The sequence below is a fragment of the Actinophytocola sp. genome (assembly GCF_035712165.1).
Classification (GTDB): Bacteria; Actinomycetota; Actinomycetes; order Mycobacteriales; family Pseudonocardiaceae; genus DASYTH01.
The window spans coordinates 1-25,536 of record NZ_DASTBH010000447.1; the positions used below are offsets into that span (position 1 = coordinate 1).

Below are 25,536 nucleotides of genomic sequence, written 5' to 3' on the forward strand. Positions count from 1 at the left end.
GAAGGACCGGCCGTGGCTGATGCGCACGTACGCCGGTCACTCCACGGCCGAGGCGTCCAACGAGCTGTACCGCCGCAACCTCGCCAAGGGCCAGACGGGTCTGTCGGTCGCGTTCGACCTGCCGACCCAGACCGGCTACGACTCCGACCACATCCTCGCCCGCGGCGAGGTCGGCCGGGTCGGTGTGCCGGTGGCCCATCTCGGCGACATGCGCCGTCTTTTCCAGGACATCCCCCTGGAGCAGATGAACACCTCGATGACCATCAACGCCACGGCCATGTGGCTGCTGGCGCTCTACCAGGTCGTCGCGGAGGAGCAGGGCGCGGACATCACCAAGCTCCAGGGCACGACCCAGAACGACATCGTCAAGGAGTACCTGTCCCGGGGCACGCACGTGTTCCCGCCGGGGCCGTCGCTCCGCCTGACGACGGACATGATCGCGTACACTGTCTCCCACATCCCGAAGTGGAACCCGATCAACATCTGCAGCTACCACCTGCAGGAGGCGGGCGCCACGCCGGTCCAGGAGATCGCGTACGCGATGTCCACCGCCATCGCGGTGCTGGACGCCGTCCGCGACTCCGGCCAGGTGCCGGCCGAGAAGTTCGGCGAGGTGGTCGCCCGGGTGTCGTTCTTCGTCAACGCGGGCGCGCGGTTCGTCGAGGAACTGTGCAAGATGCGCGCGTTCACGCGGTTGTGGGACGAGGTCACCCGGGACCGGTACGGCATCGACGATCCCAAGCAGCGTCGGTTCCGCTACGGCGTGCAGGTGAACTCGTTGGGGTTGACCGAAGCCCAGCCGGAGAACAACGTCCAGCGGATCGTGCTGGAGATGCTCGGCGTCACGCTGTCCCGCTCCGCGCGGGCCAGGGCGATCCAGTTGCCCGCGTGGAACGAGGCGCTCGGCCTGCCCCGGCCGTGGGACCAGCAGTGGGCGCTGCGCATGCAGCAGGTGCTCGCCTACGAGACGGATCTCCTTGAGTACGAGGACATCTTCGACGGTTCGACGGTGATAGAGTCCAAAGTGGACGAAATCGTCGCCGGGGCGAAGGCGGAGATCGAACGGGTCCAGAAGTTGGGCGGCACCGTGGCCGCGGTGGAAAGCGGCTACATGAAGACCCGCCTGGTCGCCTCGCTGGCCGAGCGGCGCCGCCGGATCGAGGCCGGCGAGGAGATCGTGGTCGGGGTGAACCGGTTCGACACCACCGAACCCAGCCCGCTGCAGGCCGAGGGCGCCGAGGTGATCCACCAGGCGGACCACACCGCCGAGGTTCGCGCGGTCGAGGCGATCACGGCCTGGCGCGCGCAGCGCAACCAGTCCGAAGTGGACAAAGCGCTGGACGTGTTGCGGGAGGCGGCGAAGACCGACACCAACCTGATGGACGCCACCCTGGAGTGCGCCCGGGCCGGTGTCACCACCGGTGAGTGGGCGGGCGCGCTGCGCGAGATCTTCGGCGAGTACCGCGCCCCGACCGGGGTCGCCGAGGCCGCCGCGGGTGGCGAACCGGGCGCCGGGCTCGCCGAGGTGCGCGAACTGGTCCGGTCCACCGGGGCCGAGCTGGGCGCCCGGCTGCGCATCCTGGTCGGAAAACCCGGTCTGGACGGGCATTCCAACGGCGCGGAGCAGATCGCGGTGCGAGCCAGGGACTCCGGGTTCGAGGTCGTCTACCAGGGCATCCGGCTCACCCCGGAGCAGATCGTCGCCGCCGCGGTGCAGGAGGGCGTGCACGTGGTGGGACTGTCCATCCTGTCCGGATCGCACCTGGAGGTGGTTCCGGCCGTCGTGGACGGCCTACGCGCCGCCGGCGCCGGCGATGTTCCGGTCGTGGTCGGCGGAATCGTGCCGCCTTCGGACATTCGCGCCCTTGTTGATCGCGGAGTGGCTAAGGTGTTCACGCCCAAGGACTACGAGATGACCCAGATCATGCGCGAGATCGTCGACGTGGTCCGGGCGGCGAACGGGATGGCTACGACCCAGGGGTGAGCGATGCGCTGGACACGGCGCCAGTTGTTCGGATTGGGAGCACTCGTCGTGTCCGGTGGGGCGTTGACCGCCTGCGCCGAGACCGTGACCGGCAGCCCCCGAGCGCCCAGAACCGCGCGGCCGACCAGCTCACGTCGCCCGGCGCCGACCCGGATCCGGGTCGCCTACGTGGAAGGCGACCAGCACGCGCTCGACGTGGCCCGGGCCGTGCTGGACAAGCTGGGCATCGAGCAGGTCGAGGCGATCAAGACCAAGTTCGAGGTGATGCTGCCGACCATGGCGTCCCAACGGGCCGACATGGCGGCCGGTCTGTACCCGAACGCCCAGAACTGCGGGAAACTGCTGTGGTCGCGGCCGGAGCACCGGGCGTTGACCGCGCTCGGCGTGCCGGCGGGCAACCCCAAGGGCCTCACCACCCTGGCCGACGTGCAGGCCAAGGGCGCCACGGTGAGCGTGATGCGGGACCTGCCCGAGCACAAGTACCTGACCAGGATCGGCATCCCGGCCAAGCAGGTGCAGGCCTTCGCCGGCCCGGTGCAGATGCTCGACGCGGTCACCAACGGGCAGGCCGACTGCACGGCGTTCAACGACGTCGGACTGCGCAGCATGATCAGGGCCGACCTGGCGAAGCTGGACGTGACCACCGGGTTCGTCCTCGACGGGGAGCCGCCGCTGGGCGGCGCGTTCGCCTTCCAGCCGGACGGCCCGGCCAAGGACCTGCTGCGCCGGTTCGACACCGAGTTACGCAAGCTGCACACCTCCGGGGAATGGCTCAAGATCGTCGAGCCGTACGGGTTCACCAAGGAGAACCTGCCGCCCGCCGACCTCACCGCCGAGAAACTGTGCGCCGGCTGAGCTGACCGGACTACGGTCGGGGCATGGCGGACTACCAGCACATCGTCGTCAAGCGGGAGAACGGCACGGTGCGGATCACCATGAACCGCCCGGCCCGGCGGAACTCGCTGTCCGAGGAGCATCTGGCCGAGCTGCTGGCCGCGTTCGAGGCGGCGGGCGCCACCGATGCCACCGGGATCGTGCTGGCCGGCGAGGGCCCGGTGTTCTCCGCCGGGCACGACTTCGCCGACGTGGCCGCCCGGGACCTGATGGGCGTGCGGTCGCTGCTGACGCTGTGCACCGACCTGATGGGCACCATCGCGTCGGTTCCGCAGGTGGTGGTGGCCCGGGTGCACGGCCTGGCCACGGCGGCCGGCTGCCAGCTGGTGGCCTCCTGCGACCTGGCCGTCGCCGCCGAGTCGGCCGGGTTCGCCCTGCCCGGCGGCAAGGCCGGCTGGTTCTGCCACACCCCGGCCGTGCCGGTGGCCCGGTCGATCGGCCGCAAGCGCCTGATGGAGCTGGTCCTCACCGGCGACCCCATCGACGCCCGCACCGCGCTGGACTGGGGGCTGGTCAACCAGGTCGTCCCGGATGCCGGCCTCGACGACGCGGTCGACGCCCTGCTGGCTCGCGCCACCCGGGGCAGCCGCGCCAGCAAGGCGCTGGGCAAGCACACCATCTACGCCCAGCTCGATCGCCCCGAAGCCGACGCCTACGCCATCGCCCTGGAGGTCATGGCCGCCGCGTCCCAGCTCCCCGGCGCCCGCGAAGGCATGGCCGCCTTCCTCGAGAAACGCCACCCCGTCTGGCCGGACTAACCCGAAATGGCGACTCGCCGGTCCCGAAGTGGGGACTCGCCGGTCATGGGGCTCTGAGCAGGAGGAGGGCGTAGGCGGCGATCGACTGGGCGTCGGTGATCTCGCCGGTGCGGATCGCGGTCTCGAACCCGGCGCGGGTGAACCAGGCACACCGCATGTCCTGTTCGGAGTGTTCGCGCTCGGGCGGGCCCTGGGTCAGTCCGGTGGCCAGGAAGACCCGGCCGCGCTGGCTGGTCATGCCCGGGGCGCAGTCCAGTAGTCCGATCTGCTCGATCCGCGTGGCGACCAGGCCGGTCTCCTCGCGCAGCTCCCGGGCGGCGAGCTCGGCCGGCTCGGCGTCCGCCCGGTCCGGGGCGGTGCCCTGCGGGAACTCCCAGCGGCGCTGGCCCAACGGGTAGCGGAACTGCTCGACCAGCATGAACCGAACCCCGTCCCAGGGCATGATCAGCGCGTAGTCCGGCTTGTCGACCACGCCGTAGATCCCGGGGGAGCCGTCCGGCAGCCGGATCGAGTCCTCCCGGACCGTCATCCAGGCGTTCTGGTAGATCTGCCGCGAGTCGAGGGCTTCCATGCCGGCCATCCTGCCGAGCCGGATAACCTGCGCTGCGTGCGCCTCGTGATAGCCCGATGCCAGGTCGACTACGCCGGGCGGCTCACCGCCCACCTGCCCATGGCCACCCGGCTGCTGCTGGTCAAGTCGGACGGCTCGGTGTCCATCCACTCCGACGACCGGGCGTACAAGCCGCTGAACTGGATGAGCCCGCCCTGCTGGCTCACCGAGGCCCCCGGCGAGTGGACCGTGCAGAACAAGTCCGGCGAGCGCCTCACCATCTCGATCGAGGAGATCGTGCACGACTCCGCCCACGACCTCGGCCCGGAACCCGGCCTGGTCAAGGACGGCGTCGAGGCCCACCTGCAGGCCCTGCTGGCCCAGCACATCGCCACCCTCGGCGAGGGCTGGTCGCTCATCCGCCGGGAGTACCCCACCGCCATCGGCCCGGTCGACATCCTCTGCCGCGACCACGCCGGCGCCACCGTGGCGGTGGAGATCAAGCGGCGCGGTGAGCTGGACGGCGTCGAACAGCTCACCCGCTATCTCGACCTCCTCAACCGGGACCCGCTGCTGGCCCCGGTTCAGGGAGTCTTCGCCGCCCAGCTCATCAAGCCCCAGGCCCGCACCCTCGCCGAGGACCGCGGCATCCGCTGCGTCACGCTCGACTACGACCAGCTTCGCGGCCTGGTCACCGACGAGTTCCGCCTGTTCTGAGGCTCACCTCAGGGGTTGATCGCCAGCATGCCCTCGGGGAGACCGGGGGCCGCGACCTCGCGCCAGATCGAGCGCGCGCGGGACAGTTCGTGGTAGCGGCGCAGCGCGGAGATGCCGCCCAGCCAGCCGGCCCAGCCCGGGTACGGCGGGTTGGCGGGGTCGAAGCCGCTGTGGATCAGGGTCAGCCGGGTCTTGCCGTCCGACCCGTCGAGCTCCCAGCTGGTGGTCTCGCCGTCGGCGAAGCGCAGCGTCGCCTTGCGGCCCGGCTCGAACTCGACGAACCTGGCGCCGCCGGGGTCGAGGTCGAAGCCGCCCATCGCGAAGCGGCCGCCCACGTACGGCTCGATGTCCACGTTGGCGCCGAACCACTGGTGGAACTGCTCCGGCTGGACCATCGAGTCGAACACCGCCTCCGGCGCCGCGTCGATCACCACCTCGGCCCGCAGCTCGGCCGAAGTGAAGTCGCACCGGGGCGTCAGCGCGCGGTCGGACAGATAGTCGGCGAGGTTCGCGATCGCCAGGGACCAGAAGGTCTGCAGCGCGCCGCGGGCGCCGGCCGTGTCGGCCAGGACCTCCTCGAAGCTCGGCAGGTCGCTCTGGGTCAACGTGACCTGCGTGCCGTCCTCGTCCTCGGCCAGGTCGAACCGCGTCGTGGTCTCGACTCCGTCCACGGTCCAGGCGAACCGGATGGTGCGCTCGTCGGCGTGCAGCAGGCGCTGGTGCGGTTGCGCGCCGTCCGGTGTGGACGGGCCCCAGAACTCGTACCGGTCGGGCAACTCCACCTCGGCGTGCTCGGTCAGCCAGACCCGCAGCGCGGCGGGGTCGGTCAGCGCCTCGTACACGATCTTGGGTGAGGCCGGAAGGACGGCGCGCAGGCGCAGGTCATTCGGCGGTTGGGGCAGTTCGGTCATCGGGGTCTCCCTTCGGGTAGCAGGCGACGGCCAGACGGAACGCGTCGCCCTCGGCGCCGCCGTAGCGGGTGAACAGGTCCTGCAGCGTCTGCTGCAGTTCGTCGAGGAACGCCCCGCGCTGCTCCGGGCGTACCCGGATCTCCCCGGACACGCCAATCGAGGGCAGGTCGGGCCGGGTGCGGTCGAGCGCGGCGATGTCCGCCTGGACGTCCTCCATCAGGTCCAGCAGGTAGCCCAGGCTGAGCTGGTCGCGGGCCTGGCGCAGCCCGATCCGGCCGACCAGGCGCGGGGACAGCCAGTAGGACCGGCCGGCCGCCTGGTAGATCCCCTCGTGGATCCCGCGCACCCGGCGCTGCGCCACCTGCCGCACGATGCCGGCCTCGACCAGGCGTTTGACGTGGTAGTAGACCCGCTGCGGGGTCTGTTCGAGCTCGACGGCCACCTCGGTGCACGACCGCGGCTCGGCGAGGTGCCGCAGCACCTCGATCCGCTGCGGCTTGAGCAGGGCTTCGGCCTGCTCGATCTGGTCGAGGTAGATGACGTCTCTCATAGCGAAAACGAGTCTTTACGTAAAACAGAATTTTGTCAATGGGTCTGGCGGGCCTGGGCTCGGGCGGCGGCGATGGTGGCGTTGTCAAGCACGGGCCAGACCAGGACGGTGAGGGCGCCGATCACGAAGAAGGTGAGCCAGAACGGGGCGGTGAGGCCGAACTGGCGGGCCAGCAGGCCGCCGGCGGCGGCGCCGAGCAGCATGCCGACGCTGGTCAGCAACCGGTAGGCGCTGTGCACGCGGCCGAGCATGTCGGGCGGGGCCAGGGACTGGCGCAGGGTGGCGCCGATGGTCGAGGACGTCACCAGGTGCATGCCGAGCACGACCATGATCGCGGCGACGACGACCGGGCTGGTGGTGACGACCATGATGGGCGCGCACAGGGTCTCGACGACCAGCCCTGCCCGGATGGTGGTGCCGGTGCCGATCGCGGCGACCACCCGGGCGGTCGCCAGGCCGCCGGCGATGCCGCCGACGCCCGCTGCGGTGAGCAGCAGGCCGTAGCCGAACGGGCCCAGGCCGAGCCGCTGCTGGGCGAGCAGCACCAGGATGGACAGCACGGCGCCGAGCATCAGGTTGGACACCGCGACCATCAGCGCGAGGCAGCGCAGCACCCGGTGCCGCCACAGCCAGCGCAGGCCGTCGGAGATCGCGGCGCGCAGGGTGACCGGGGCACGCCGGGCCGGCACCCGGCCGAGGGCGGCGGGCAGCGCCAGGGACAGGGCGGCGACCACGGCGAAGGCGACCGCGTCGACGGCGAACGGAAGCCAGGCCGCGAGGGCGAACAGCAGGCCGCCGAGGGGCGGGCCGAGCAGCGACTCGCTCAGCGTCCGGGTAGCCAGGATCCGGCCGTTGGCGCGTTCCAGCGACCCGTCGCCGACCGCGGCCGGCACCATCGCCATCACCACGTTCTCGAACAGCACGCCGGCGCAGCCGACCAGTAGGAACACCCCGTACAGCAGCGGCAGGCCGGTGTGGCCGGTGGCCACCGCGAGGCCGAGCGCGCCGAGGGCGGCCAGCCGGATGAGGCTGGCGGCGGTCATCAACCGCCGCCGGTGACCGCGGTCGGCGATGGCGCCGGCGGGCAGCGCGAACAGCACCCAGGGCAGCTGCTCGGCCACCATCAGCCCGGCGATCTGCACGGGATCGCTGGTCAGCGCCGCGGCCAGGAGCGGGCCGGCGACCGTGGTGAGGCCCCGGCCCAGCCCGGAGGCGGTGTCCGCCGCCCACAGCTTGCCGATGTCGCGCATGTCCGGCAGACGCCTGAGGCGTCCGTGGGGTTGTGAACGGCTCTCGTCTTGGGGCTATCCCAGGGGCTAGGGTCACGTTGATCTCTCTGGAGGCCGACCATGAAGAAGATCATCAATGACCCGTCGACCGTCGTGGCCGAGTCCCTGCGCGGAATGGCGGTGGCACACGCCGACCTGATCCGGGTGGTCGAGGAGCCGGCCCTGGTGGTCCGGTCGGACGCCCCGGTCCAGGGCAAGGTGGGGATCGTCTCCGGCGGCGGGTCCGGGCACGAGCCGTTGCACGGCGGGTTCGTCGGCAAGGGCATGCTCGACGCGGCCTGCCCCGGCGCGGTGTTCACCTCCCCGACGCCGGACCAGGTCCAGGCGGCGATCGAGCAGGTCCACGGCGGCGCCGGAATCCTGCTGGTGGTCAAGAACTACACCGGGGACGTGCTGAACTTCGAGACCGCCGCGGAGTTGGCGGCCGCCGAGGAGATCGACGTGCGCACCGTGGTGATCGACGACGACGTCGCGGTGAAGGACTCGACCTACACCGCGGGCCGCCGGGGCGTGGGCGGCACCGTGCTGCTGGAGAAGATCGCCGGCGCGGCCGCCGAGCGGGGCGACGACCTGGACACCGTCGAGCGCGTCGCCAACACCGTGATCGCGAACGTCCGCTCGATGGGCATCGCGCTGACCGCGCCGACCGTGCCGCACGTCGGCGAGCCCAGCTTCGACCTGCCGGACGACGAGATGGAGGTCGGCATCGGGATCCACGGCGAGCCCGGCCGGGCCCGGATGCCGGCCGAGGGCGCCGACGGGATCGTCGCGCGGCTGCTCGAACCGATCGTGACCGACCTGCCGTTCGGCAGTGGCGACCGGGTGGTGCTGTTCACCAACTCGATGGGCGCCACCCCGCTGATCGAGCTGTACCTGGCGCACGGCATCGCCGAGCGGTTGCTCGCCGAGCGCGGGATCGTGGTGGAGCGGCGGCTGGTCGGACCGTTCATCACGAGCCTGGAGATGCAGGGCATGAGCTTCACGCTGCTGAAGGTGGACGACGAGTTGCTTGAGCTGTGGGACGCCCCGGTGCACACGCCGGCCCTGCGTTGGGGTGCGTGAGCGTCGGTGGGTTGCACTGCGGAGCAGGTGGCCGCGGCGGTGCGCGCCATGGCCGGGGTGATCGCCGAACACCGCGACGAACTGGTGCAGCTGGACCGGGTGATCGGTGACGGGGACCACGGCGAGAACATGCGGCGTGGGTTCGCCGCGATCGTGACCAAACTGGACGAGTCCACTCCGGACACTCCGGGCGCGGTGCTCAAGCTGGTCGCCACCACGCTGATCTCCACGGTGGGCGGGGCGGCCGGTCCGTTGTACGGCACGGCGTTCCTGCGCGCGGCCACCTCGGCCGGCTCGGCAGGCGAACTGGACGGGCCGGCGGTGGCCGCCGCCCTGCGGGCCGCGCTGGACGGCGTGGTCGCCAGGGGCAAGGCCGTCCTGGGCGACAAGACGATGATCGACGCGCTGGAGCCGGCGGTCCGTGCGGCCGAGGCGGCCGGCGCCGATCCGGCCGGAGTGCTCGCCGCCGCCGCCGACGCGGCGCAGGCCGGCGCCGAGTCGACCGTGCCGCTGGTCGCCCGCAAGGGCCGCGCCTCCTACCTCGGCGAGCGCAGCGCCGGGCACCTGGATCCGGGCGCCCGGTCCACCGCGCTGCTGCTGCGCTCCCTGGCCGGCTCGGCGGGCGGCGGGCGGTGACCGGCCGGGTCGGGCTGGTGATCGTCTCGCACAGCGCCACCCTGGCGCGCGGGGTCGCGGAGTTGGCCGGGCAGATGGCGCCGGAGGTGACCCTGGTGGCGGCCGGCGGCACCCCGGACGGCGGCCTGGGCACCGACTTCGAGGCGGTGTCCGCGGCGCTGGAGCGGGCCGACGGCGGGTCCGGCGTCGTGCTGCTCTACGACCTGGGCAGCGCCCGGATGGTGGCGGACCTGGCCGTCGAGGCGGCCGCGGAGCCGGACCGGGCGCGGGTGGTGGACGCCCCGCTGGTCGAGGGTGCGGTGGCGGCCGCGGTCGCCGCGCAGGGCGGCGCCGACCTGGCCGAGGTGGCCGCCGCGGCCGTGCGCGGGCCGCGGACCGCTCCGGCCACCGATACCGGTGCGGGGGAGACCGCGGAACTGACCCTCACCAACGAGATCGGCCTGCACGCCCGGCCGGCCGCCCTGCTGGCCCGGGCGGTCGCCGGGCTCGACGCCCGGGTCGTGGTCGCGTTCGGCGGAAAGGAGGCCGACGCCCGCAGCGTGCTCGGCCTGATGGCGCTCGGCGCGCGCGGCGGGGATGTGATTAGCGTCTCGGCGACCGGCGCGCAGGCGGGCGAGGCGCTTACCCTCGTGCGCGCCCTCGCGGCGCGCGACTTCGAAGAATAGATCCACTTTCCCTGGGGGCGGCATGGTTCGGCTCGTTGTGCTGTTCGTCGCGCTCGTCGCGCTGTCCGGATGTGCCAGCCGCCTCGCCGGCACCCCCACCCCGAACGAGCAGGCCGCCAGGGAGGCCACCGAGCCGTTGACCTCGGCGCGCGGGCTCGGCGACCTTCCGACGCTGGACTACTGCAGCCTGACCGATCCGAAGGCGCTGCCGGACTCGGTCGGGCCGGTCGCCGTGGCGCCCCGGGGTTCCTACGACTACTGCCGGTTCGGCCTGCAGAAGAACGGCACTGACATCGAGGTGCGGGTGGGCTACCTGGAGGACGCCGAGACGCTGGACGGCGTCGACCGCACCGGCGACCTGCGCCGCGACCCGCCGCGCGGGCTCAAGGTGGAGCGCGGCAAGGAGGAGGACGACTACTGCGTCCGGTTCGTCAGCTTCACCGACGAGGTCGCGCTCACGGTGCTGGCCGAGAGTCTGGAAGGGACCGGGGAGAACCTGTGCGCCGTCGCGGACGCGGCGGTCGACGTCATGATCGACCGGGTGCTCGCGAAGAAGGTGGCGCACCTGACGTTCACGGACAGGTCGGTGGGCCGGCTCGACCCGTGCGAGGTGGTGACCGCGGAGCAGGCGGCGACCGCGATCGGGACGCCGGGCGCCACGCCGCTGGCCTACCCGTCCGGGCACCTGTGCGAGTGGGCCGGGCCGGACAGCGAGAGCACCGTGGCGCGGCTCTACCTCACGCCGGGCCTGTCCTCTTACGACGTGGAGACGACGAAGGAGGAGACGTTCGCCGGCCGGCACACCATGACCACCGCGACCAGCGTCGAGTCCCAGGACCTGGCCATGTGCCAGGTGGAGACCGACGACGCCGGCGAGACCAAGGGTGCCATCGACGAGTTCGTCCTCATCGAGGTTCTGGTGCTGGGCAAGGGAAAGGACGCGTGCGGTCCGGCCAGGGCGCTGGCCGAACAAGTCTGGCCGAAGTTGCCCGGATAGCGCGCGGGCATGGTGGGATAGCCGTATGGCGACCCGGTTGTGCCGCGTGCTGCTGGCAGGATTGCTGGTACTGGCGGCGGTGACGAGTTGTGCGAGCGTGGTCGCCGGCACCCCGCGGGCGGCCAATGGCGCCGGTCCGGCCGAACGTCCGACGTCCAGCGGAAAACCCCGGCCGGCGGCGGAAGCCGAGGAGCTGATCGGTGATCTGACCACGGTCGACCCGTGCAGTCTCACCGACACCAAGGAGTTGTCCTCGTTCGGGACCGCCACGATCGGCGTGCCGGACTCGCTGGACGAGTGCCTGGTCGACATCAAGACCTCGACGGCGCCGGTCGTGCTCTACGTCGGTGGTCTGGACCGGGTCACCGCCTTTCCGGACCTGGCCGGAAAGAAGTCGACCGACCGGGCCGGCGGCCTCAGGGTCGTCGAGTACGACTCGGACGACTCGTACTGCAACCACCTGCTCGTCTTCCCCGACGGGATCACCTTGTCCGTCAACGCATCCGTCTACGAGGGCAGCCAGCCCCGGCTGTGCGACGTGGTTCGGGCCGCGATGGACTCGGCCATCGAGGCGGTCCTGCTGGACAAGGTCGACCACCGCGCCTACGCGCGGAACTCGCTCGGGCGGGTCGACCCGTGTGAGCTGATGCCGGAGCAGGCGCTCGCAGCGGTGCCGGGGCTGGGTTCGGTGCGGCCCAAGCAGTACCCGGGACAGCACAACTGCGCGTGGACCGCCGCGGACAACAGCGTGCGGCTGCGGCTGATGTTCATCGCCGGCAAGCCGCCCAAGCCGGTCGGCCCGGGCGCGACCGAGGGCCAGGTCGCCGGCCGCGGTTCGGTGCTGAGCCCGACCCCGGATGCCGGCTCGTACACGTTCTGCGGACAGCAGACCGGGCATGTGCCGTTCCGGGCGCCGGACCAGGTGGGGCTGGTCGAGATCGCGGCGGTGTTCGTGCGGATGCCGGCCGGCAAGGTCGACGCGGCATGCCAGGCGGCGACCGCGGTGGCGGAGGCGGTGTGGCCGAAGCTGCCGAAGGTTTGACCAGCGTGACGTGAGCCACGACCACCGGGCCGGTCTTGTTACTGGCAGGTAGCATCCGATCCACCCGAAGGTTCGGGAATATTCGGAGGTTGCCGTGGCACGCGAGTTCACCAGTGTCGGCGTGGTCGGTCTGGGCACCATGGGATCCGGTATCGCCGAGGTGCTGGCCAGGGCCGGGATCGACGTGATCGGTGTCGAACTGGACGAGGACGGCGTGGCCCGCGGCCGTGGCCACATCGAGCACTCCACCTACCGCGCGGTCGCGCACGGCAAGCTGGACGGCCCCGGCCGCGCCGCGCTGCTCGGCCGGATCACCTTCAGCACCTCGCTGGCCGACCTGGCCGGGGTGGACATGGTGATCGAGGCCATCCCGGAACAGGTCGAACGCAAGGCCGCGGTGTTCCGCGAACTGGAGCAGATCTGCCGTCCGGACGTGATCCTCGCGTCGAACACCTCCTCGCTGTCGGTCACCGAGATCGGTGTCCACACCGGACGGCCGGGCAAGGTGGTCGGGGTGCACTTCTTCAACCCTGCGCCGGTGCTCAAGCTCGTCGAGGTGGTCCGCACCGTGGTCACCGAGCCCGATGTGATCGTCGACGTGGTGAACTTCCTGCACGACCTCGGCAAGGAGCCGGTGGTGATCGGCGACCGCGCCGGCTTCATCGCCAACGCGTTGCTGTTCGGCTACCTCAACCATGCCGCGTCGATGTACGAGGCGCGCTACGCCACCCGCGAGGACCTCGACGCCGCCATGCGGCACGGCTGCGGCTACCCGATGGGGCCGTTGGCGCTGCTCGACCTGATCGGCCTGGACACCGCCTACGAGATCCTCGAGACGATGTACCGCCAGTCCCGCAACCGGTTGCACGCCCCCGCGCCGATCCTCAAGCAGATGATCACCGCCGGGCTGCTCGGCCGGAAGACCGGACGCGGCTTCTACACCTACGACGCGCCGGACTCGCCGACCGTCGTGCCGGATGCGGAAACCCCGCGCCAGACGGGCGAATCCGGCGCGGTGGTGCGGGAGATCCAGCGGGTGGGCGTGGTCGGCACCGGCACGATGGCGACCGGCATCGTCGAGGTGTTCGCCAAGCGCGGCATGGACGTCGTGCTGCGCGCCCGTACCGGGGAGAAGGCCGACACCGCCGTCGCGGCGGTGCGCAGGTCGCTGGACCGGCAGGTGGCCAAGGGCCGACTGTCCGAAGTGGACCGGGACGCGGTGCTCGGCCGGATCGCCCGCGCGGTGGAGTTCGAGGAACTGGCCGACTGCGACCTGGTGATCGAGGCGGTCGCCGAGGACCTGGCGATCAAGCAGGCGGTGTTCGGCGCACTGGACGAGGTGGTCAAGCCCGGCGCGATCCTGGCGACCACCACGTCCTCGCTGCCGGTGATCTCCTGCGCCGCGGCCACCTCCCGCCCGGGCGACGTGATCGGCCTGCACTTCTTCAACCCGGCGCCGGTGATGAAGTTGGTCGAGGTGGTCCGCACCATCGCCACCGCCGAGGACGTGGTCGCCACCGCGCACGCGATCTGCCGCAAGGTCGGCAAGCACCCGGTGCACTGCGGCGACCGGGCCGGCTTCATCGTCAACGCGCTGCTGTTCCCGTACCTCAACGACGCCGTGAAGATGCTCGAGGCGCACTACGCCGAGGCCGACGACATCGACCTGGCCATGAAGGTCGGCTGCGGCCTGCCGATGGGGCCGTTCGAACTGCTCGACGTGGTCGGCCTGGACGTGTCCCTGGCCATCGAGCGCACCCTGTTCAACGAGTACCGCGACCCGGGTCTGGCCCCGGCGCCGCTGCTGGAGCACCTGGTCACCGCGGGCCGGCTGGGCCGCAAGACCGGCAAGGGCTTCCGGGACTACGCGAGGCGCTAGCCGCAGCACCCGCCGCCGCAGCACCCGCCGCCGCCGGACGGGGTGGGCGAGGCGGAGCCGCCGGACAGGCCGGCCATGGTGAGCAGCTTGACCGTGTCGTCGTGCCCGTCCGGGCAGGTCGCGGGGGCGGCGGACTCGGCCATCGGGCGCTGCACGTCGAACGTGGACCCGCACTCGCGACACCGGAACTCATAGGTAGGCACGGCTCTATTGTGCCCGGAACCGGAACGGGCGGGTACCGGCCGCACTATTGTGCCCGGAACCGGAAGGCAGTGGCACCGGTGCTCACCGTGACCGACGTGAAGCCGGCCGCCCGCAGCCGGTCCGGCAGGCCGGCCGGGTCGACCGTGACCATGGTGTCGCGCAGGTGCAGCAGCCGGAAGCGGGGGCTGGTCAGGCTGTCGCTGCCGGCGAACACCCCACCCGGGCGCAGCACCCGGAACGCCTCGGCGAACAGCCGGTCCTGCGCCCGCGCCGAGGGCACGTGGTGCAGCATCGCGAAGCACACGGCCGCGCTGAACGCGCCGTCCGGCAGCGGCATCGCCGCGCCGTCGCCGTGCAGCACCCGCACCGAGCCGCCGAACTTCCCGGTGAGGTAGTCCACCGACGCCTGCTCGACCTCCAGCGCGGTCAGCCGGCCGGGCCGGCGGGCCAGCACCGCCGTGGTCACCCCGAACCCCGGGCCGATCTCCAGCACGTCCTCGCCGAGCTCGACCCCGGACAGCGCCCAGGGCAGCAACTCGTTCTCCACCTTGCGGGTCCACCATGCGGACCGGCACAACCGGTTGTGCATCCAGTTCATCCGCCCACGCTAGGAACCACCCCCGGTGTCCGGTAGGCGCTACGGTGACAACCGATGTCGAACAACGGACAGGCGATCGTGATCGCGACGGCCCGGCTGCCCGGCGGGGTCGCGTTCGGCTGGCACCGGCACCCGGTGCACCAGCTCGCCTGGGCGGAGCGTGGCGTGCTCACGGTGATGACAGCGACCGGGACGACGACAGCGACCGGAACGACCGCCTTTGGTACCTGGGTGCTGCCACCCACCCGGGCCCTGTGGATCCCGGCCGGGGTGCCGCACGCGCTCGGCTCGTCCGGCCGCGCGGTCACCCGCAGCCCCTACCTGCGGCCCGGCGACGGCCCGGGCTGGACCGAGCCGACCGTGATCCGGGTCAGCGAACTGCTCGGCCGGCTGATCGTGCACCTGGCCGAGGCCGACCTCGACCCCGGCGCCCGGGCCCGCGCCGAGGCGGTGGTGACCGACCTGCTCGAACCGCTGGACGCCACCACGATCGCGGTCGCGGAGCCGTCCGACGACCGGGCCGCCCGGGTGGCCGCGGGACTGCGCGCCGACCCGGCCGACCCGCGCGACCTGGCCGCCTGGGGCCGGGTGGCCGGGGCCAGCGGGCGCACCCTGGCCCGGATCTTCCTGGCCGAGACGGGACTGGGCTTCGGCGCCTGGCGGGCCCAGATGCGCCTGCAGGCGGCGCTGCCGCTGCTCGCCGAGGGGGTCGCGGTGAGCGCGGTCGCCCACCGCGTCGGCTACGCCTCGGCCAGCGCGTTCGTGGCCGCGTTCCGCCGCGCGGTCGGGGTTTCGCCCGGCCGCTACTTCGCCGAGCTCAGCGTGGAAACGCCCGGGCCGCGGCCAGGAACGCGTCGTTCTCCTCGGCCAGCCCGACCGTGACCCGCGCCCCGTCGCCGGCGAACGCGCGAACCAGGACCTTGTGGTCCAGGCAGTGCTCGTTGAACGCGGCGGTCCGCTCGCCCAGCGCCAGCCAGACGAAGTTGCCCTGGCTCTCGGGCACCTCGTAGCCCATGGCCAGCAACTCGGCCCGCACCCGGCCACGCTCGCCGACCACCACCTCGCAGCGGGCCATCAGCTCGTCGGCCACGTCCAGGGAGGCCAGCGCCGCCGCCTGGGCCAGCCGGCTCACCGAGAACGGGATGGCCACCTTGCGCATCCCGGCGGCCACCTGCGGCGGGGCGACCGCGTAGCCGGCGCGGGCGCCGGCCAGCCCGTAGGCCTTGGAGAAGGTGCGCAGCAGCGCCAGGTTCTCCCGCTCCCGGACCAGCGCCAGACCGTCCGGCACCTCCGGGTCCCGGACGAACTCCCGGTATGCCTCGTCCAGCACGACCAGCACGTGGTCCGGCACGGCGTCCAGGAACCGCTCAAGCTCGGCGGTGTGCAGCACGGTGCCGGTCGGGTTGTTCGGCACGCAGACGAACACCAGCCTGGTGTCGGCGCCGATCGCAGCCAGCAGCGCGTCCAGGTCCTGCCGGTGGCCGGCGGTCAGCGGCACGCGGCGTTCCCGGGCGCCGACCACCTGGGTGAGGATCGGGTACGCCTCGAACGACCGCCAGGGGAACACCACCTCGTCGCCGGGCTCGCACATCGCCTGGATCAGCTGAACGCACAGGCTCACCGAACCGGCACCGACCGAGATCCGCTCGGCATCCACCCCGAGTTGCCGCTCCAGCCGGGCCAGCAGGTCGTCCGAGGACCACAGCGGGTACCGGTTGACCTCGGCGGCGGCCTCGGTGATCGCGGCCAGGACGGCGTCCGGAGGTGGGGTCGCCACCTCGTTGCTGGACAGGACGATGGCGCCGGGAATCTTGCGGCCCGGCACGTAGTCCGGGATCCCGGCCAGGTCGGCGCGGACGGAGATGGGCATGGCTCGCATCATGTCATCGAGCGGGGCTAATAGTCTTCTCCACGTGAGTTCGGTGCGTATCGGCGGCAACACCGCCCTGCCGGCGCGGCGGGAGCCGGTCACCCTGACCACCTCCGACGGCCTGCGGCTGGTGGCCGACCTGGCCCTGCCCGAGGACCGGCCGCCCCAGGCGACCCTGGTCTGCCTGCACCCGCTGCCGACCCACGGCGGAATGATGGACTCGCACCTCTACCGCAAAGCCGCGTTCCGGCTGCCGGCGCTGGCCGGCCTCGCCGTCCTGCGCTTCAACACCCGGGGTACGGCCAGCGAGGCCGGCCGCAGCGAGGGCAGCTTCGGCGAGGGCGCCGACGAGCGGCTGGACGTGGCGGCGGCGCTGGACTTCTGCCGCGCCCGGGAGCTACCCGAGGTGTGGCTCCTCGGCTGGTCGTTCGGCACCGAGCTGACCCTGATGCACGGGCTCGACCCGCTGGTGCGCGGCGCGGTGCTGATCTCGCCGCCGCTCAAGCGGGCCGGCGACGCGGACCTGGCGAACTGGGCGGCGTCCGGCAAACCGCTGGTCTGCCTGGTTCCCGAACTGGACGACTACCTGCGCCCCGCCGAGGCCCGGGCCCGGTTCGCCGCCGTGCCGCAGGCCAAGGTGATCGACTTCCCGGGCGCCAAGCACCTCTTCGTCGGGCAGGCCGAGGCGGTCCTCGACGCCGTCGTCGCCACGGTCGCTCCCGGCGTCCCCACCCCGCTGCCCCGCGACTGGTCCGGCCCCCACGAGACCCGAAAGGTCACGATCGTCGATGGTTGACTCCGATACACCGCTGGTGTTACTTCCGGCCTTTCCGTTCGACGGGCGGATGTGGGGTGCCGTCGCGGACGGGCTGGCCGGGCCGGTGATCGCGCCGGACCCGCGCGGGTTCGGACGGCCGGTCGGCGACGATGAACCCGATCTGGACCTGCTCGCCGCGGACGTGGTGGCGTTGCTGGACGAGCGCGGGCTGGACCGGGTGGTGCTGGGCGGCTGCTCGATGGGTGGCTACGTGGCGCTGGCGGTGCTGCGGACCGCGCCGGAGCGGGTGGGCGGGCTGGTGCTGATCGACACCAAGCCGACCGCGGACCCGCCGCCGGCCAAGCAGAACCGGGCGGCCATGGCCGAGCGGGCGGAGCGCGAGGGCGTCGACGGCTGGCTCATGGCCGACATGCTGCCGCTGCTGCTCGGACCGACGACGGTCGAGGAGCGCCCGGAGGTGGTGGAGACGGTGCGCGACCTGACCGCCGGCCTGTCGCCCGAGGGCGTGGCCTGGGCGCAGCGCGCGATGGCGGCCCGGCCCGACTCGTCGGAAGCGTTGGCGGCGGCGGAGATTCCGGTCCTGGTGCTGCACGGCGAGCAGGACGCGATCATCCCGGTGGAGGCGGCCCGGGCGACGGCGGACCTGCTGCGGCGCGGCGAACTGGTGCTGTTCGGTGAGTCCGGGCACCTGCCCCCGCTGGAGGTCCCGGCCGAGTGCGCCGCCGCGATCATGACGTGGTGGGAAAGCAAGGTGACAGCCACTCCCTGAGCAGGGGGCTTTCCTACCGGGGGGCGCGGCGCAGCAGCGACGGGCGCAGCCGGGCGTAGCCGCGCACGGCCACCGGGCGGCGCCCGCGCACCTGGAACCGCGGGTTGCCGGCGAGTTCCTCGGCCAGGTCGCGGTCGATCAGCACCGAGCCGGGCCGGGCGACCGAGGTGAGCCGGGCCGCCAGGTTCACCACCGAGCCGTAGATGTCGCCGAACCGGCTGAGCACCCGCCCGTAGGCCAGCCCGGCCCGCAGCGGCGGCAGCTCGGCGTCCTGGCCGGCCCGCTCCAACAGGTCCAGCGCCAGCTCGGCGCCCTGCTCGGCCTCGTCGGCGACGAACAGCACCTCGTCGCCGATCATCTTCACGATCCGGCCGTGGTTCTCGGCGACCACCACGGCGGTGAGCGCGTCGAACCGGTCCAGCACGGCGACCAGCTCGGCCTCGCTGGACCGCCGGGTGAACGAGGTGAACCCGACCATGTCGGCGAACCCGACCACCTCGTGCCGGGTCGCCGCGCCCTCGTCCGGCATCACCAGCCCCCGGCCGGCATGCGCGGCCAGATGCCGGCGCCAGGCGAAGGTCTGCAGGCGTTCGAGGTCGGGCACCACCCGGGCGACGAACTCCACCAGCGCGTCCTCGTCGGTCACCAGCCCCGGGTTGGCCTGGAGGATCTCGCGCAGCATCGACGCCTGCGACTCGGCCAGCCGGGACATGTGCTGGCCCAGCATCCGCGCGGTGGAGGTGGCCTGGCCCGGGTCGGTGATACCGGACCGGACCAGCTCGTCGGCGATCCGCAACGCGGTCAGGTCGCTGTCGGTGAACACCCGGGCGTCGTCGTCGACGGTGGCGAAGCCCAGCGAGTGCCACAGCTCGGTGGCCCGGTCGACCGCGACCCCGGCCAGCTCCGCGATCTCGGCGCGGGTGTACCTGCGCGGACCGCCGAGCAGCAGGTCCTCGATTCGCTCCTGGATCACGTCGTGTGCACGACCAGCACGTCCACGCCGGCCTTGCGGGCCACCTCGGCCGGGACCGACCCGAGGATGCGCCCGGCCAGCGTGTTCAGGCCGCGGTTGCCGACCACGAGCAGGTCGGCCGACCGCTCGCCGGCCAGCCGGATCAGCGTGGGCACCGGCTCCCCGTCGACCACCACGGTGTCGATCTTCTTGGCGCCGGCCGACCGGGCCCGCTCGCTCGCCGCGCGCACCGCCTCCTCGGCCGGCGAGGAGCCCACCACCTGGTAGGCCACGTCCGCCCCGAGCTGGTCCTGCAGCCGGGCCACGTCCTCCGGCCGGGACGGGTGGTAGGCGCTGGCGACGACCAGCGTGGCGCCGGTGTCCGCGGCGATCGTCGCGGCGCGGTCCACCGCGCGGAACGAGGAGTCCGAGCCGTCCGTGCCGACGATGATGGTCTGGTATGCGGCCATCTGATCCTCCTGCGAGGGAACCGGCGGAGCTACTGGCGAGTAATGTACCGCGTATGGATCACGCCGACATGATGGCCGTTGCCCGCGCCGAAGCCAGGGCCGGGCTCGCCGAGGGCGGGATTCCGATCGGCGCCGCGCTGTTCGGCCCGGACGGCGAGCCGTGGGGCCGGGGCCACAACCGCCGGGTCCAGGACGGCGACCCGTCGATGCACGCCGAGACCTCGGCCTTCCGCGCCGCCGGGCGACGGCGCAGCTACCGCGGCGCCACGATGGTGACCACGCTGTCGCCGTGCTGGTACTGCAGCGGGCTGGTCCGCCAGTTCGGCATCACGGCGGTGCTGATCGGCGAGGCCCGGACCTTCTCCGGCGGCCACGACTGGCTGGCCGGCAACGGCGTGCAGATCACCATCCTGGACGACCCGGAGTGCGTGGAGTTGATGACCACCTTCATCGCCGAACACCCCGACCTCTGGTTCGAGGACATCGGCGAGGAGTAGTCGTAGGAGCGGCGGGTCAGCGCCGGGCTGGCTTGGGGCGGGGGGTCTGCACCGTGGCATCCGGGTCCGCGACGGGGCGGAACACCGTGGTGGGGGAGTCCTCGGCGGGCGGCTCCGGCTCCTCCTCGTCGGCCAGCGGTTCGAGCGCGGGGGCGGCGTTGTCCAGGGACAGGTTCGCGTCGGCGAGCAGGGCGCGGGCCGCGTTGAGCTGGTCGGCGAGCTTGGCGCGCAACTGCCGCAGGCCGGTAACCCGTTGCGCCGCATGGGAAATCCGGCGGTTGGCCTCGTCGGTCGCCTCCTGCACCCGGCGGTGCGCCTCCTCGGTGGCCTCGCGCAGCCGGGTGGTCGACTCGTTGATCGCGTCCTGCCGGCGCTTGGTCGCCTCCTCGGTGGCCTCCCGCACCCGGCGCTCCGCCTCGGACTTGCTGGTCGCCTCCTGCTCGGCCAGCCCGCGCATGGACTCGGTGCGCCGGGACGACATGGCGATCTCGAAGTCCTCCTCGACCTGCCCGCGCCGCTGGGCCGCCTCGTTGTCCAGCCGCTGCCGGTCCTCCTCGGCCTTGCGCCGGATCCTGGTGGCCTCCTCGCCGGCGGCCGCCAGCACGCTCGAGTGCTCCTTCTCCATCTCCGTCCGGCGCGCCTCCAGCTCGGCGAGCTGCCGCTCGTACCGCTCGCGCAGCTCCGCGGCCTCCGCCTCGGCCTTGGTGCGGATGTGCCCGGCCTCCGCCTCGGCCCGCGCCTTGGTCTCGGCCGCCTCGTCCTGCGCCAGCCGGAGCATCCGCTGCAGCCGCTCGCTCAACCCCTCCAAAGTGGTCGGGGGCAGCGCCAGCCGCTCTACCTGGCCGCGCAACTTGTCGATCTCGGTGCGGGCCGCCTCCAGCTGCCGGGCCAGATCGTCCGCCTGCGCCGCGATGTTGTTGCGGTCCGCGGTGAGCATGAGGACCTGGTTCTGCACCTGTTCCAAATGCTCGTCGACCTGCATGCGGTTGTAGCCGCGCTTCGCAACGTCGAAGCCGGGTCCCAACGGAACGAGATCGTGATCGGCGCCCAGAGCCATGTGCACTACGCTACCGCGCACCTCGGGTGCGGGCCTTATACCCCGCGGAATCGGTTGATCTGACTGAGAAGTTTGTTGCGCAGCTCATGATCCGTGACGCCCAGGCCCTCCTGCGGCGCCAGGCACAGCACGCCGACCTTGCCCTGATGCGCGTTGCGGTGGACGTCGTGCGCGGCCTGGCCGGTCTGCGCGAGGGGATAGACCTTGGACACCGTCGGGTGAATCCTGCCGCGGGCGATCAGCCGGTTGGCCTCCCACGCCTCGCGGTAGTTGGCGAAATGCGAACCGACGATGCTCTTCAGATTCATCCAGAGATAGCGGTTGTCATAGGAATGCATATAGCCGCTGGTGGACGCGCAGGTGACGATCGTGCCGCCGCGCCGGGTCACGAAGACGCTGGCGCCGAAGGTCTCCCGGCCGGGGTGCTCGAACACGATGTCCGGGTCCTCGCCGCCGGTGAGCTCCCGGATGCGGGCGCCGAACCGCTTCCATTCCTTGGGGTCCTGGGTGTTCTCGTCGGACCAGAACCGGTAGCCCTCGGCGTTCCGGTCGATGATCAGCTCGGCGCCCATGGCCCGGCACAGCTCGGCTTTCTCCGGGCTGGACACCACGCACACCGGCGTGGCGCCGCCGTTGAGCGCGAACTGGGTGGCGTAGGAGCCGAGGCCGCCGGAGGCGCCCCAGATCAGCACGATGTCGCCCTGCTTCATGTTGGCGCCGTTGGTGGACACCAGCTGCCGGTAGGCGGTGGAGTTGACCAGGCCGGGGGAGGCGGCCTCCTCCCAGGTCAGGTGCGCCGGCTTGGGCATCAGCTGGTTGGCCTTGACCAGTGCCAGCTCGGCCAGCCCGCCGAAGTTGGTCTCGAAGCCCCAGATCCGCTGCTCCGGGTCGAGCATGGTGTCGCCGTGCCCGTCCGGGTGCTCCAGCTCGACCGACAGGCAGTGGGCGACGACCTGGTCGCCGGGCTGCCAGGCGTTGACGCCGGGACCGGTGCGCAGCACGACGCCGGCCAGGTCCGAGCCGACCACGTGGTAGGGCAGGTCGTGCCGCTTGGCCAGCGGCGAGGTCTTGCCGTAGCGGCGCAGGAAGCCGAACGTGTCCAGCGGCTCGAAGATCGAGGTCCACACCGTGTTGTAGTTGATCGCGCTGGCCATCACCGCGACCAGGGCCTCACCCGGGCCCAGCTCGGGCGTGGCCACCTCCTCGACGTGCAGCGACTTGCGCGGGTCCTTGTCCGCGGCGGTCAGACCGTCGAACATGTCGACCTCGTCGGCGTGCACGGTGACCGCGCGGTACGCGTCCGGGACGGGCAGCGAGCCCACCTCGGTCAGCTCGTTCGCCATGATCGCGTCCAGGATCTTCTGCATGAAAACGCACGTTACCGGCCAGTAACGGTACAGAGCCACCGGAGCGTGACGTGGCGTGCACCACGCCCCTTGCCCCTTTGCCATTGCCCATGTGACCAGGCACGAGAACACTGAGGACACCACTGGACACGGGAGGGTTCGATGCACGAACAACGCACCGCACGGCCGTGGACGCGCCCCTACGACTGGGCCGAGGTGGCGCTCGGCCTGATGGTGCTGCTGGGGCCGGCGTGGCTGGCCACCGACGACGCGGCAACCTGGACCATGATCATCCTGGGGGGACTGATCGCCATCGACGGCCTGCTCTCGCTGGCGATGCCCGGCGTCGTCTACGGCGAGGCGATCCAGGTCGTGCTCGGTGCGCTGCTGTTCGTCTCACCCTGGGTGATGGGCTACACCGAGTTCGGGCCGGCCTCCTGGGTCTCCTGGATCGCCGGAGGTCTGACCGCCCTGGCCGGGGGTCTCGCCCTACCCGCCGCCCAGGCCGCGCACCGCGGGATGGCCGGACAACATTAGGGGCACGCCGGGGTCGCGCTGCGTGCCCGCGTTAGGTTGTGGGCCACGTTGCTCGGCGAAGGGTGGTCCAGGTGGCGCGTTCACAGGGCGATGACGACCACTCCGCGCGTGAGCGGATCCTGATCGCCGCCGAGGAACTGTTCGCCGAGACCGGCTTCGACGCGACCCCGACCTCGCGGATCGCCACCCGCGCCGGCGTGCCGAAAGGCCTGGTGCACTACTACTTCCCGCGCAAGCAGGATCTGCTGACCGCCCTGGTGGAGCGGCTGCCGGACGAGCGGGTGGACCCGGCCGGCCTGGTCGTGCCCGGCGACCTGGCGAGCAGCCTGCGCCGGCTGGTCGCCGAACTGGACGCCCGGATGAACGCCTCCCGGCTGCTGTCGCACCTGCTGTGGCGGGAGGCGGACACGCACAGCGCGGTCCGGGACGCCTTACAGGCGCGGTTTCGCCGGGTGGTGGACCAGGTCCGCGCGGTGATCGTGGCGGCGGACCCGGGCGAGATGGCTGCGGCGGACGTGGACGCCGCGGCCGGGTTGCTGGCCCTCGCGGTGAGCTACCGGCATTCCGTCGCGCGGCACGAGGCCGCGATCGGCAACGGGACGGACGGCCCGATGGAGCGCGAGGTGGCGTTCATCGCGGGGGCGCTGGCCGGCGTCAGGGCGCCGGCTCAACCAGCTCGATGAGCACCCCGCCGGCGTCCTTGGGGTGCACGAAGTTCGTGCGGCTGTTCGCGGTGCCCGGCCGGGCCTCGTCGTAGAGCACGCGCAGTCCCTTGGCGCGCAACACTTCGGCGGCGGCGTCGATGTCGGTCACCCGGACCGCGACCTGCTGCACGCCCGGACCCTTGCGGTCGAGGAACTTGCCGATCGTGGTGTCCGGGCCGAGGGGGGCGAGTAACTGCACGACCGCGCCGGCGTTGTCGTCGCCGGGAGCGCGCATCATGGCCTCCCGGACGCCCTGGCCCTCGTTGGTCTCGGTGTGCGTGAGCTCGAAGCCGAGGACGTCGCGGTAGAACGCGATGGCCTCGTCGAGGTCCGGCACGGCGATGCCCACATGGTCGATGGCCGTCACGAACGGTTTGAGCGAGTCGTGCATCCTCCAAGAATACGCCGGACCTACCGATCGGTAACTTCTCCTGTGCGGCTACTCACACACGCACCGTCGATCGGGGGACACCCCGGGTATGGTGCTGGTTAACGCCCGTTTGCCTGGTGCCAGTGGAGGCGCTGTGTCCGGATCCGTCATCCTCGCCGGGGCGCGTACCCCGATCGGTCGTCTGCTCGGCTCGCTCAAGGACTTCTCCGGCGCGCAGCTCGGCGGTGTCGCCATCAAGGCGGCGCTGGAGCGGGCCGGCGTGCGGCCGGACCAGGTGCAGTACACGATCATGGGCCAGGTGCTCACCGCGGGCGCCGGCCAGATCCCGGCCCGCCAGGCCGCGGTCGCCGCGGGGATCCCGATGGACGTGCCGGCGCTGACCATCAACAAGGTCTGCCTGTCCGGCCTGGACGCGATCGCGCTGGCCGACCAGCTCATCCGGGCCGGCGAGTTCGACCTCGTGGTGGCCGGCGGGCAGGAGTCGATGACCGCCGCGCCGCACCTGCTGCCGAAGTCGCGCTCCGGCTTCAAGTACGGCGACGTGACGATGGTCGACCACATGGCCTACGACGGTCTGTTCTGCGCGTTCGACCAGGTGGCCATGGGCGCGTCGACGGAGAAGTACAACTCCCGCTACGGCGTCACCCGCGCCGAGCAGGACGCGTTCGCCGCCGCCTCGCACCAGCGGGCCGCCGACGCGATCAAGAACGGGCGGTTCACCGACGAGATCGCCGCGGTGAGCATCCCGCAGCGCAAGGGTGACCCGGTCGTGTTCGACACCGACGAGGGTGTGCGCGCGGACACCACGGCCGAGGGTCTGGCCCGGCTGCGCCCGGCGTTCGCCGCCGACGGCACGATCACCGCCGGGTCGGCGTCGCAGATCTCCGACGGCGCGGCCGCCGTCGTCGTGGCCAGCAAGGCCAAGGCCGAGGAGCTGGGCCTGTCCTGGATCGCCGAGATCGGCGCGCACGGCGTGGTGGCCGGACCGGACGCCAGCCTGCACGAGCAGCCGTCCAACGCGATCAAGGCCGCGCTGGCCAAGGCCGGCCGGTCCGCCGCCGACCTGGACCTGGTCGAGATCAACGAGGCGTTCGCCGCGGTGGGCGTGGTGTCCACCAAGCAACTCGACCTGGACCCGTCGATCGTGAACCCCGACGGCGGCGCGATCGCCCTCGGGCACCCGATCGGCGCGTCCGGCGCGCGGCTCGTCGTGCACCTGGCCTACGAGCTGCGCAGGCGCGGCGGCGGTCTGGGCGCCGCGGCGCTGTGCGGTGGCGGCGGGCAGGGTGACGCCCTGCTCATCAGCGTGCCGAAGGGCTGATACAACTTTCCGCCATGCCCATCGACGTCACCGCCCTGGTCGAGCAGGCGCGGGCGGGCCGGGCGCGCGCGGTCGCCCGGCTGATCTCGCTGGTCGAGGAGGAGAGCC

At 72.1% G+C, this 25,536-nt stretch carries 29 protein-coding genes; 17 read left to right on the forward strand and 12 right to left on the reverse strand.

The window, feature by feature from the left end; genetic code table 11:
* The 3 genes from VFO68_RS24985 to VFO68_RS24995 form a co-directional block, all read left to right on the forward strand.
* A partial coding sequence (locus VFO68_RS24985; RefSeq protein WP_325160816.1) for a protein meaA occupies positions 1-1,984 on the forward strand: 1,984 nt, incomplete at its 5' end.
* A 3-nt stretch (positions 1,985-1,987) separates the two neighbouring features.
* Positions 1,988-2,839, forward strand: coding sequence for a transporter substrate-binding domain-containing protein (locus VFO68_RS24990; RefSeq protein WP_325160817.1), 852 nt, complete (start codon positions 1,988-1,990; stop codon positions 2,837-2,839).
* 23 nt (positions 2,840-2,862) lie between these two features.
* Positions 2,863-3,636: an enoyl-CoA hydratase-related protein gene (locus VFO68_RS24995; RefSeq protein WP_325160818.1), complete on the forward strand. Its 774-nt coding sequence runs from the start codon at positions 2,863-2,865 to the stop codon at positions 3,634-3,636.
* A 43-nt stretch (positions 3,637-3,679) separates the two neighbouring features.
* Here the strand turns inward: VFO68_RS24995 and VFO68_RS25000 are convergent, their stop codons facing one another.
* Positions 3,680-4,207, reverse strand: a complete 528-nt coding sequence (locus VFO68_RS25000) for an NUDIX hydrolase (protein WP_325160819.1) — start codon at positions 4,205-4,207, stop codon at positions 3,680-3,682.
* 36 nt (positions 4,208-4,243) lie between these two features.
* On the opposite strand from VFO68_RS25000, the gene nucS reads away from it, so the two are divergent.
* Positions 4,244-4,903: an endonuclease NucS gene (gene nucS, locus VFO68_RS25005; RefSeq protein ID WP_325160820.1), complete on the forward strand. Its 660-nt coding sequence runs from the start codon at positions 4,244-4,246 to the stop codon at positions 4,901-4,903.
* An 8-nt stretch (positions 4,904-4,911) separates the two neighbouring features.
* Here nucS and VFO68_RS25010 read toward each other — a convergent pair whose 3' ends face one another.
* From VFO68_RS25010 to VFO68_RS25020, 3 genes are read right to left on the reverse strand one after another with little or no spacing between them, the layout of a single operon-like run.
* Positions 4,912-5,814 carry an SRPBCC domain-containing protein gene (locus tag VFO68_RS25010; RefSeq protein ID WP_325160821.1) on the reverse strand — a complete coding sequence of 301 codons (903 nt, stop codon included), beginning with the start codon at positions 5,812-5,814 and terminating at the stop codon, positions 4,912-4,914.
* Positions 5,786-6,364, reverse strand: coding sequence for a helix-turn-helix domain-containing protein (locus VFO68_RS25015; protein ID WP_325160822.1), 579 nt, complete (start codon positions 6,362-6,364; stop codon positions 5,786-5,788). The genes VFO68_RS25010 and VFO68_RS25015 overlap by 29 nt, the downstream gene beginning before the upstream one ends.
* 35 nt (positions 6,365-6,399) lie before the next feature.
* Positions 6,400-7,614, reverse strand: coding sequence for an MFS transporter (locus VFO68_RS25020; RefSeq protein WP_325160823.1), 1,215 nt, complete (start codon positions 7,612-7,614; stop codon positions 6,400-6,402).
* Positions 7,615-7,713: 99 nt separating this feature from the next.
* On the opposite strand from VFO68_RS25020, the gene dhaK reads away from it, so the two are divergent.
* From dhaK to VFO68_RS25050, 6 genes are all read left to right on the forward strand, one after another.
* Entirely contained in the window at positions 7,714-8,715 is a 1,002-nt protein-coding gene (dhaK, locus tag VFO68_RS25025) for a dihydroxyacetone kinase subunit DhaK (protein WP_325160824.1), read from the forward strand.
* Positions 8,716-8,721: 6 nt separating this feature from the next.
* Positions 8,722-9,351, forward strand: a complete 630-nt coding sequence (gene dhaL / locus VFO68_RS25030; RefSeq protein WP_325160825.1) for a dihydroxyacetone kinase subunit DhaL — start codon at positions 8,722-8,724, stop codon at positions 9,349-9,351.
* Positions 9,348-10,016: a dihydroxyacetone kinase phosphoryl donor subunit DhaM gene (gene dhaM, locus VFO68_RS25035; protein ID WP_325160826.1), complete on the forward strand. Its 669-nt coding sequence runs from the start codon at positions 9,348-9,350 to the stop codon at positions 10,014-10,016. Before dhaL ends, dhaM begins: the two co-directional genes overlap by 4 nt.
* A 22-nt stretch (positions 10,017-10,038) precedes the next feature.
* Positions 10,039-11,013, forward strand: coding sequence for a hypothetical protein (locus VFO68_RS25040; RefSeq protein ID WP_325160827.1), 975 nt, complete (start codon positions 10,039-10,041; stop codon positions 11,011-11,013).
* Positions 11,014-11,038: 25 nt separating this feature from the next.
* Positions 11,039-12,055 carry a hypothetical protein gene (locus tag VFO68_RS25045; protein ID WP_325160828.1) on the forward strand — a complete coding sequence of 339 codons (1,017 nt, stop codon included), beginning with the start codon at positions 11,039-11,041 and terminating at the stop codon, positions 12,053-12,055.
* A gap of 94 nt (positions 12,056-12,149) precedes the next feature.
* Positions 12,150-13,934 (forward strand): 3-hydroxybutyryl-CoA dehydrogenase, encoded by a 1,785-nt coding sequence (locus tag VFO68_RS25050; protein WP_325160829.1) that lies wholly within the window; start codon positions 12,150-12,152, stop codon positions 13,932-13,934.
* Here the strand turns inward: VFO68_RS25050 and VFO68_RS25055 are convergent.
* The gene (locus tag VFO68_RS25055; RefSeq protein WP_325160830.1) at positions 13,931-14,137 is read right to left on the reverse strand and encodes a zinc ribbon domain-containing protein; all 207 of its coding nucleotides are present in this window, start codon (positions 14,135-14,137) and stop codon (positions 13,931-13,933) included. The genes VFO68_RS25050 and VFO68_RS25055 overlap by 4 nt on opposite strands.
* 44 nt (positions 14,138-14,181) lie before the next feature.
* Complete coding sequence (locus VFO68_RS25060) at positions 14,182-14,736, reverse strand: class I SAM-dependent methyltransferase (RefSeq protein WP_325160831.1); 555 nt, start codon at positions 14,734-14,736, stop codon at positions 14,182-14,184.
* 54 nt (positions 14,737-14,790) lie between these two features.
* Between VFO68_RS25060 and VFO68_RS25065 the strand changes: the two genes are divergently transcribed.
* Complete coding sequence (locus VFO68_RS25065; RefSeq protein WP_325160832.1) at positions 14,791-15,618, forward strand: helix-turn-helix transcriptional regulator; 828 nt, start codon at positions 14,791-14,793, stop codon at positions 15,616-15,618.
* On the opposite strand, the gene hisC is transcribed toward VFO68_RS25065, so the two are convergent.
* Positions 15,554-16,606, reverse strand: a complete 1,053-nt coding sequence (gene hisC, locus VFO68_RS25070) for a histidinol-phosphate transaminase (RefSeq protein ID WP_325160833.1) — start codon at positions 16,604-16,606, stop codon at positions 15,554-15,556. The two genes, VFO68_RS25065 and hisC, sit on opposite strands and share 65 nt — an antisense overlap.
* Positions 16,607-16,649: 43 nt before the next feature.
* Here hisC and VFO68_RS25075 point away from each other — a divergent pair, with 43 nt between their 5' ends.
* Together VFO68_RS25075 and VFO68_RS25080 are read left to right on the forward strand one after the other, a co-directional pair.
* On the forward strand, positions 16,650-17,402 hold the full coding sequence (locus VFO68_RS25075) for an alpha/beta hydrolase (protein WP_325160834.1): 753 nt from the start codon (positions 16,650-16,652) through the stop codon (positions 17,400-17,402).
* On the forward strand, positions 17,395-18,153 hold the full coding sequence (locus VFO68_RS25080; protein WP_325160835.1) for an alpha/beta hydrolase: 759 nt from the start codon (positions 17,395-17,397) through the stop codon (positions 18,151-18,153). The genes VFO68_RS25075 and VFO68_RS25080 overlap by 8 nt, the downstream gene beginning before the upstream one ends.
* A 13-nt stretch (positions 18,154-18,166) precedes the next feature.
* Here VFO68_RS25080 and VFO68_RS25085 read toward each other — a convergent pair whose 3' ends face one another.
* Positions 18,167-19,126 carry an adenylate/guanylate cyclase domain-containing protein gene (locus VFO68_RS25085; RefSeq protein ID WP_325160836.1) on the reverse strand — a complete coding sequence of 320 codons (960 nt, stop codon included), beginning with the start codon at positions 19,124-19,126 and terminating at the stop codon, positions 18,167-18,169.
* Positions 19,123-19,575: a universal stress protein gene (locus VFO68_RS25090; RefSeq protein WP_325160837.1), complete on the reverse strand. Its 453-nt coding sequence runs from the start codon at positions 19,573-19,575 to the stop codon at positions 19,123-19,125. Before VFO68_RS25090 ends, VFO68_RS25085 begins: the two co-directional genes overlap by 4 nt.
* 53 nt (positions 19,576-19,628) lie before the next feature.
* On the opposite strand from VFO68_RS25090, the gene VFO68_RS25095 reads away from it, so the two are divergent.
* Positions 19,629-20,072, forward strand: a complete 444-nt coding sequence (locus tag VFO68_RS25095) for a nucleoside deaminase (RefSeq protein WP_325160838.1) — start codon at positions 19,629-19,631, stop codon at positions 20,070-20,072.
* Positions 20,073-20,088: 16 nt separating this feature from the next.
* Here VFO68_RS25095 and VFO68_RS25100 read toward each other — a convergent pair whose 3' ends face one another.
* Together VFO68_RS25100 and ccrA are read right to left on the reverse strand one after the other, a co-directional pair.
* Positions 20,089-21,129, reverse strand: coding sequence for a chromosome segregation protein (locus VFO68_RS25100; protein ID WP_325160839.1), 1,041 nt, complete (start codon positions 21,127-21,129; stop codon positions 20,089-20,091).
* Between the two features lie 35 nt (positions 21,130-21,164).
* On the reverse strand, positions 21,165-22,496 hold the full coding sequence (ccrA, locus tag VFO68_RS25105) for a crotonyl-CoA carboxylase/reductase (protein ID WP_325160840.1): 1,332 nt from the start codon (positions 22,494-22,496) through the stop codon (positions 21,165-21,167).
* A gap of 141 nt (positions 22,497-22,637) precedes the next feature.
* Between ccrA and VFO68_RS25110 the strand changes: the two genes are divergently transcribed.
* Positions 22,638-23,012: an SPW repeat domain-containing protein gene (locus VFO68_RS25110; protein WP_325160841.1), complete on the forward strand. Its 375-nt coding sequence runs from the start codon at positions 22,638-22,640 to the stop codon at positions 23,010-23,012.
* 71 nt (positions 23,013-23,083) lie between these two features.
* Entirely contained in the window at positions 23,084-23,695 is a 612-nt protein-coding gene (locus VFO68_RS25115; RefSeq protein WP_325160842.1) for a helix-turn-helix domain-containing protein, read from the forward strand.
* On the opposite strand, the gene mce is transcribed toward VFO68_RS25115, so the two are convergent.
* Entirely contained in the window at positions 23,667-24,107 is a 441-nt protein-coding gene (gene mce, locus VFO68_RS25120; RefSeq protein WP_325160843.1) for a methylmalonyl-CoA epimerase, read from the reverse strand. The two genes, VFO68_RS25115 and mce, sit on opposite strands and share 29 nt — an antisense overlap.
* 133 nt (positions 24,108-24,240) lie before the next feature.
* Between mce and VFO68_RS25125 the strand changes: the two genes are divergently transcribed.
* Complete coding sequence (locus VFO68_RS25125; protein ID WP_325160844.1) at positions 24,241-25,428, forward strand: acetyl-CoA C-acetyltransferase; 1,188 nt, start codon at positions 24,241-24,243, stop codon at positions 25,426-25,428.
* Positions 25,429-25,536: the final 108 nt, after the last annotated feature.

Excerpts from the sequence above, each read along its gene's own strand:
- hisC (WP_325160833.1), bottom strand. The coding sequence starts at position 16,606 with ATGCCCATCTCCGTCCGCGCCGACCTGGCCGGGATCCCGGACTACGTG.
- VFO68_RS25000 (WP_325160819.1), bottom strand. The coding sequence starts at position 4,207 with ATGGAAGCCCTCGACTCGCGGCAGATCTACCAGAACGCCTGGATGACG.
- VFO68_RS25080 (WP_325160835.1), top strand. The coding sequence starts at position 17,395 with ATGGTTGACTCCGATACACCGCTGGTGTTACTTCCGGCCTTTCCGTTC.
- VFO68_RS25090 (WP_325160837.1), bottom strand. The coding sequence starts at position 19,575 with ATGGCCGCATACCAGACCATCATCGTCGGCACGGACGGCTCGGACTCC.
- VFO68_RS25045 (WP_325160828.1), top strand. The coding sequence starts at position 11,039 with ATGGCGACCCGGTTGTGCCGCGTGCTGCTGGCAGGATTGCTGGTACTG.
- VFO68_RS25100 (WP_325160839.1), bottom strand. The coding sequence starts at position 21,129 with ATGGCTCTGGGCGCCGATCACGATCTCGTTCCGTTGGGACCCGGCTTC.
- ccrA (WP_325160840.1), bottom strand. The coding sequence starts at position 22,496 with ATGCAGAAGATCCTGGACGCGATCATGGCGAACGAGCTGACCGAGGTG.
- VFO68_RS25010 (WP_325160821.1), bottom strand. The coding sequence starts at position 5,814 with ATGACCGAACTGCCCCAACCGCCGAATGACCTGCGCCTGCGCGCCGTC.
- dhaK (WP_325160824.1), top strand. The coding sequence starts at position 7,714 with ATGAAGAAGATCATCAATGACCCGTCGACCGTCGTGGCCGAGTCCCTG.
- VFO68_RS24995 (WP_325160818.1), top strand. The coding sequence starts at position 2,863 with ATGGCGGACTACCAGCACATCGTCGTCAAGCGGGAGAACGGCACGGTG.
- VFO68_RS25065 (WP_325160832.1), top strand. The coding sequence starts at position 14,791 with ATGTCGAACAACGGACAGGCGATCGTGATCGCGACGGCCCGGCTGCCC.
- VFO68_RS25110 (WP_325160841.1), top strand. The coding sequence starts at position 22,638 with ATGCACGAACAACGCACCGCACGGCCGTGGACGCGCCCCTACGACTGG.
- VFO68_RS25040 (WP_325160827.1), top strand. The coding sequence starts at position 10,039 with ATGGTTCGGCTCGTTGTGCTGTTCGTCGCGCTCGTCGCGCTGTCCGGA.
- VFO68_RS25095 (WP_325160838.1), top strand. The coding sequence starts at position 19,629 with ATGGATCACGCCGACATGATGGCCGTTGCCCGCGCCGAAGCCAGGGCC.
- mce (WP_325160843.1), bottom strand. The coding sequence starts at position 24,107 with ATGCACGACTCGCTCAAACCGTTCGTGACGGCCATCGACCATGTGGGC.
- VFO68_RS25015 (WP_325160822.1), bottom strand. The coding sequence starts at position 6,364 with ATGAGAGACGTCATCTACCTCGACCAGATCGAGCAGGCCGAAGCCCTG.
- VFO68_RS25020 (WP_325160823.1), bottom strand. The coding sequence starts at position 7,614 with ATGCGCGACATCGGCAAGCTGTGGGCGGCGGACACCGCCTCCGGGCTG.
- VFO68_RS24990 (WP_325160817.1), top strand. The coding sequence starts at position 1,988 with ATGCGCTGGACACGGCGCCAGTTGTTCGGATTGGGAGCACTCGTCGTG.
- VFO68_RS25060 (WP_325160831.1), bottom strand. The coding sequence starts at position 14,736 with ATGAACTGGATGCACAACCGGTTGTGCCGGTCCGCATGGTGGACCCGC.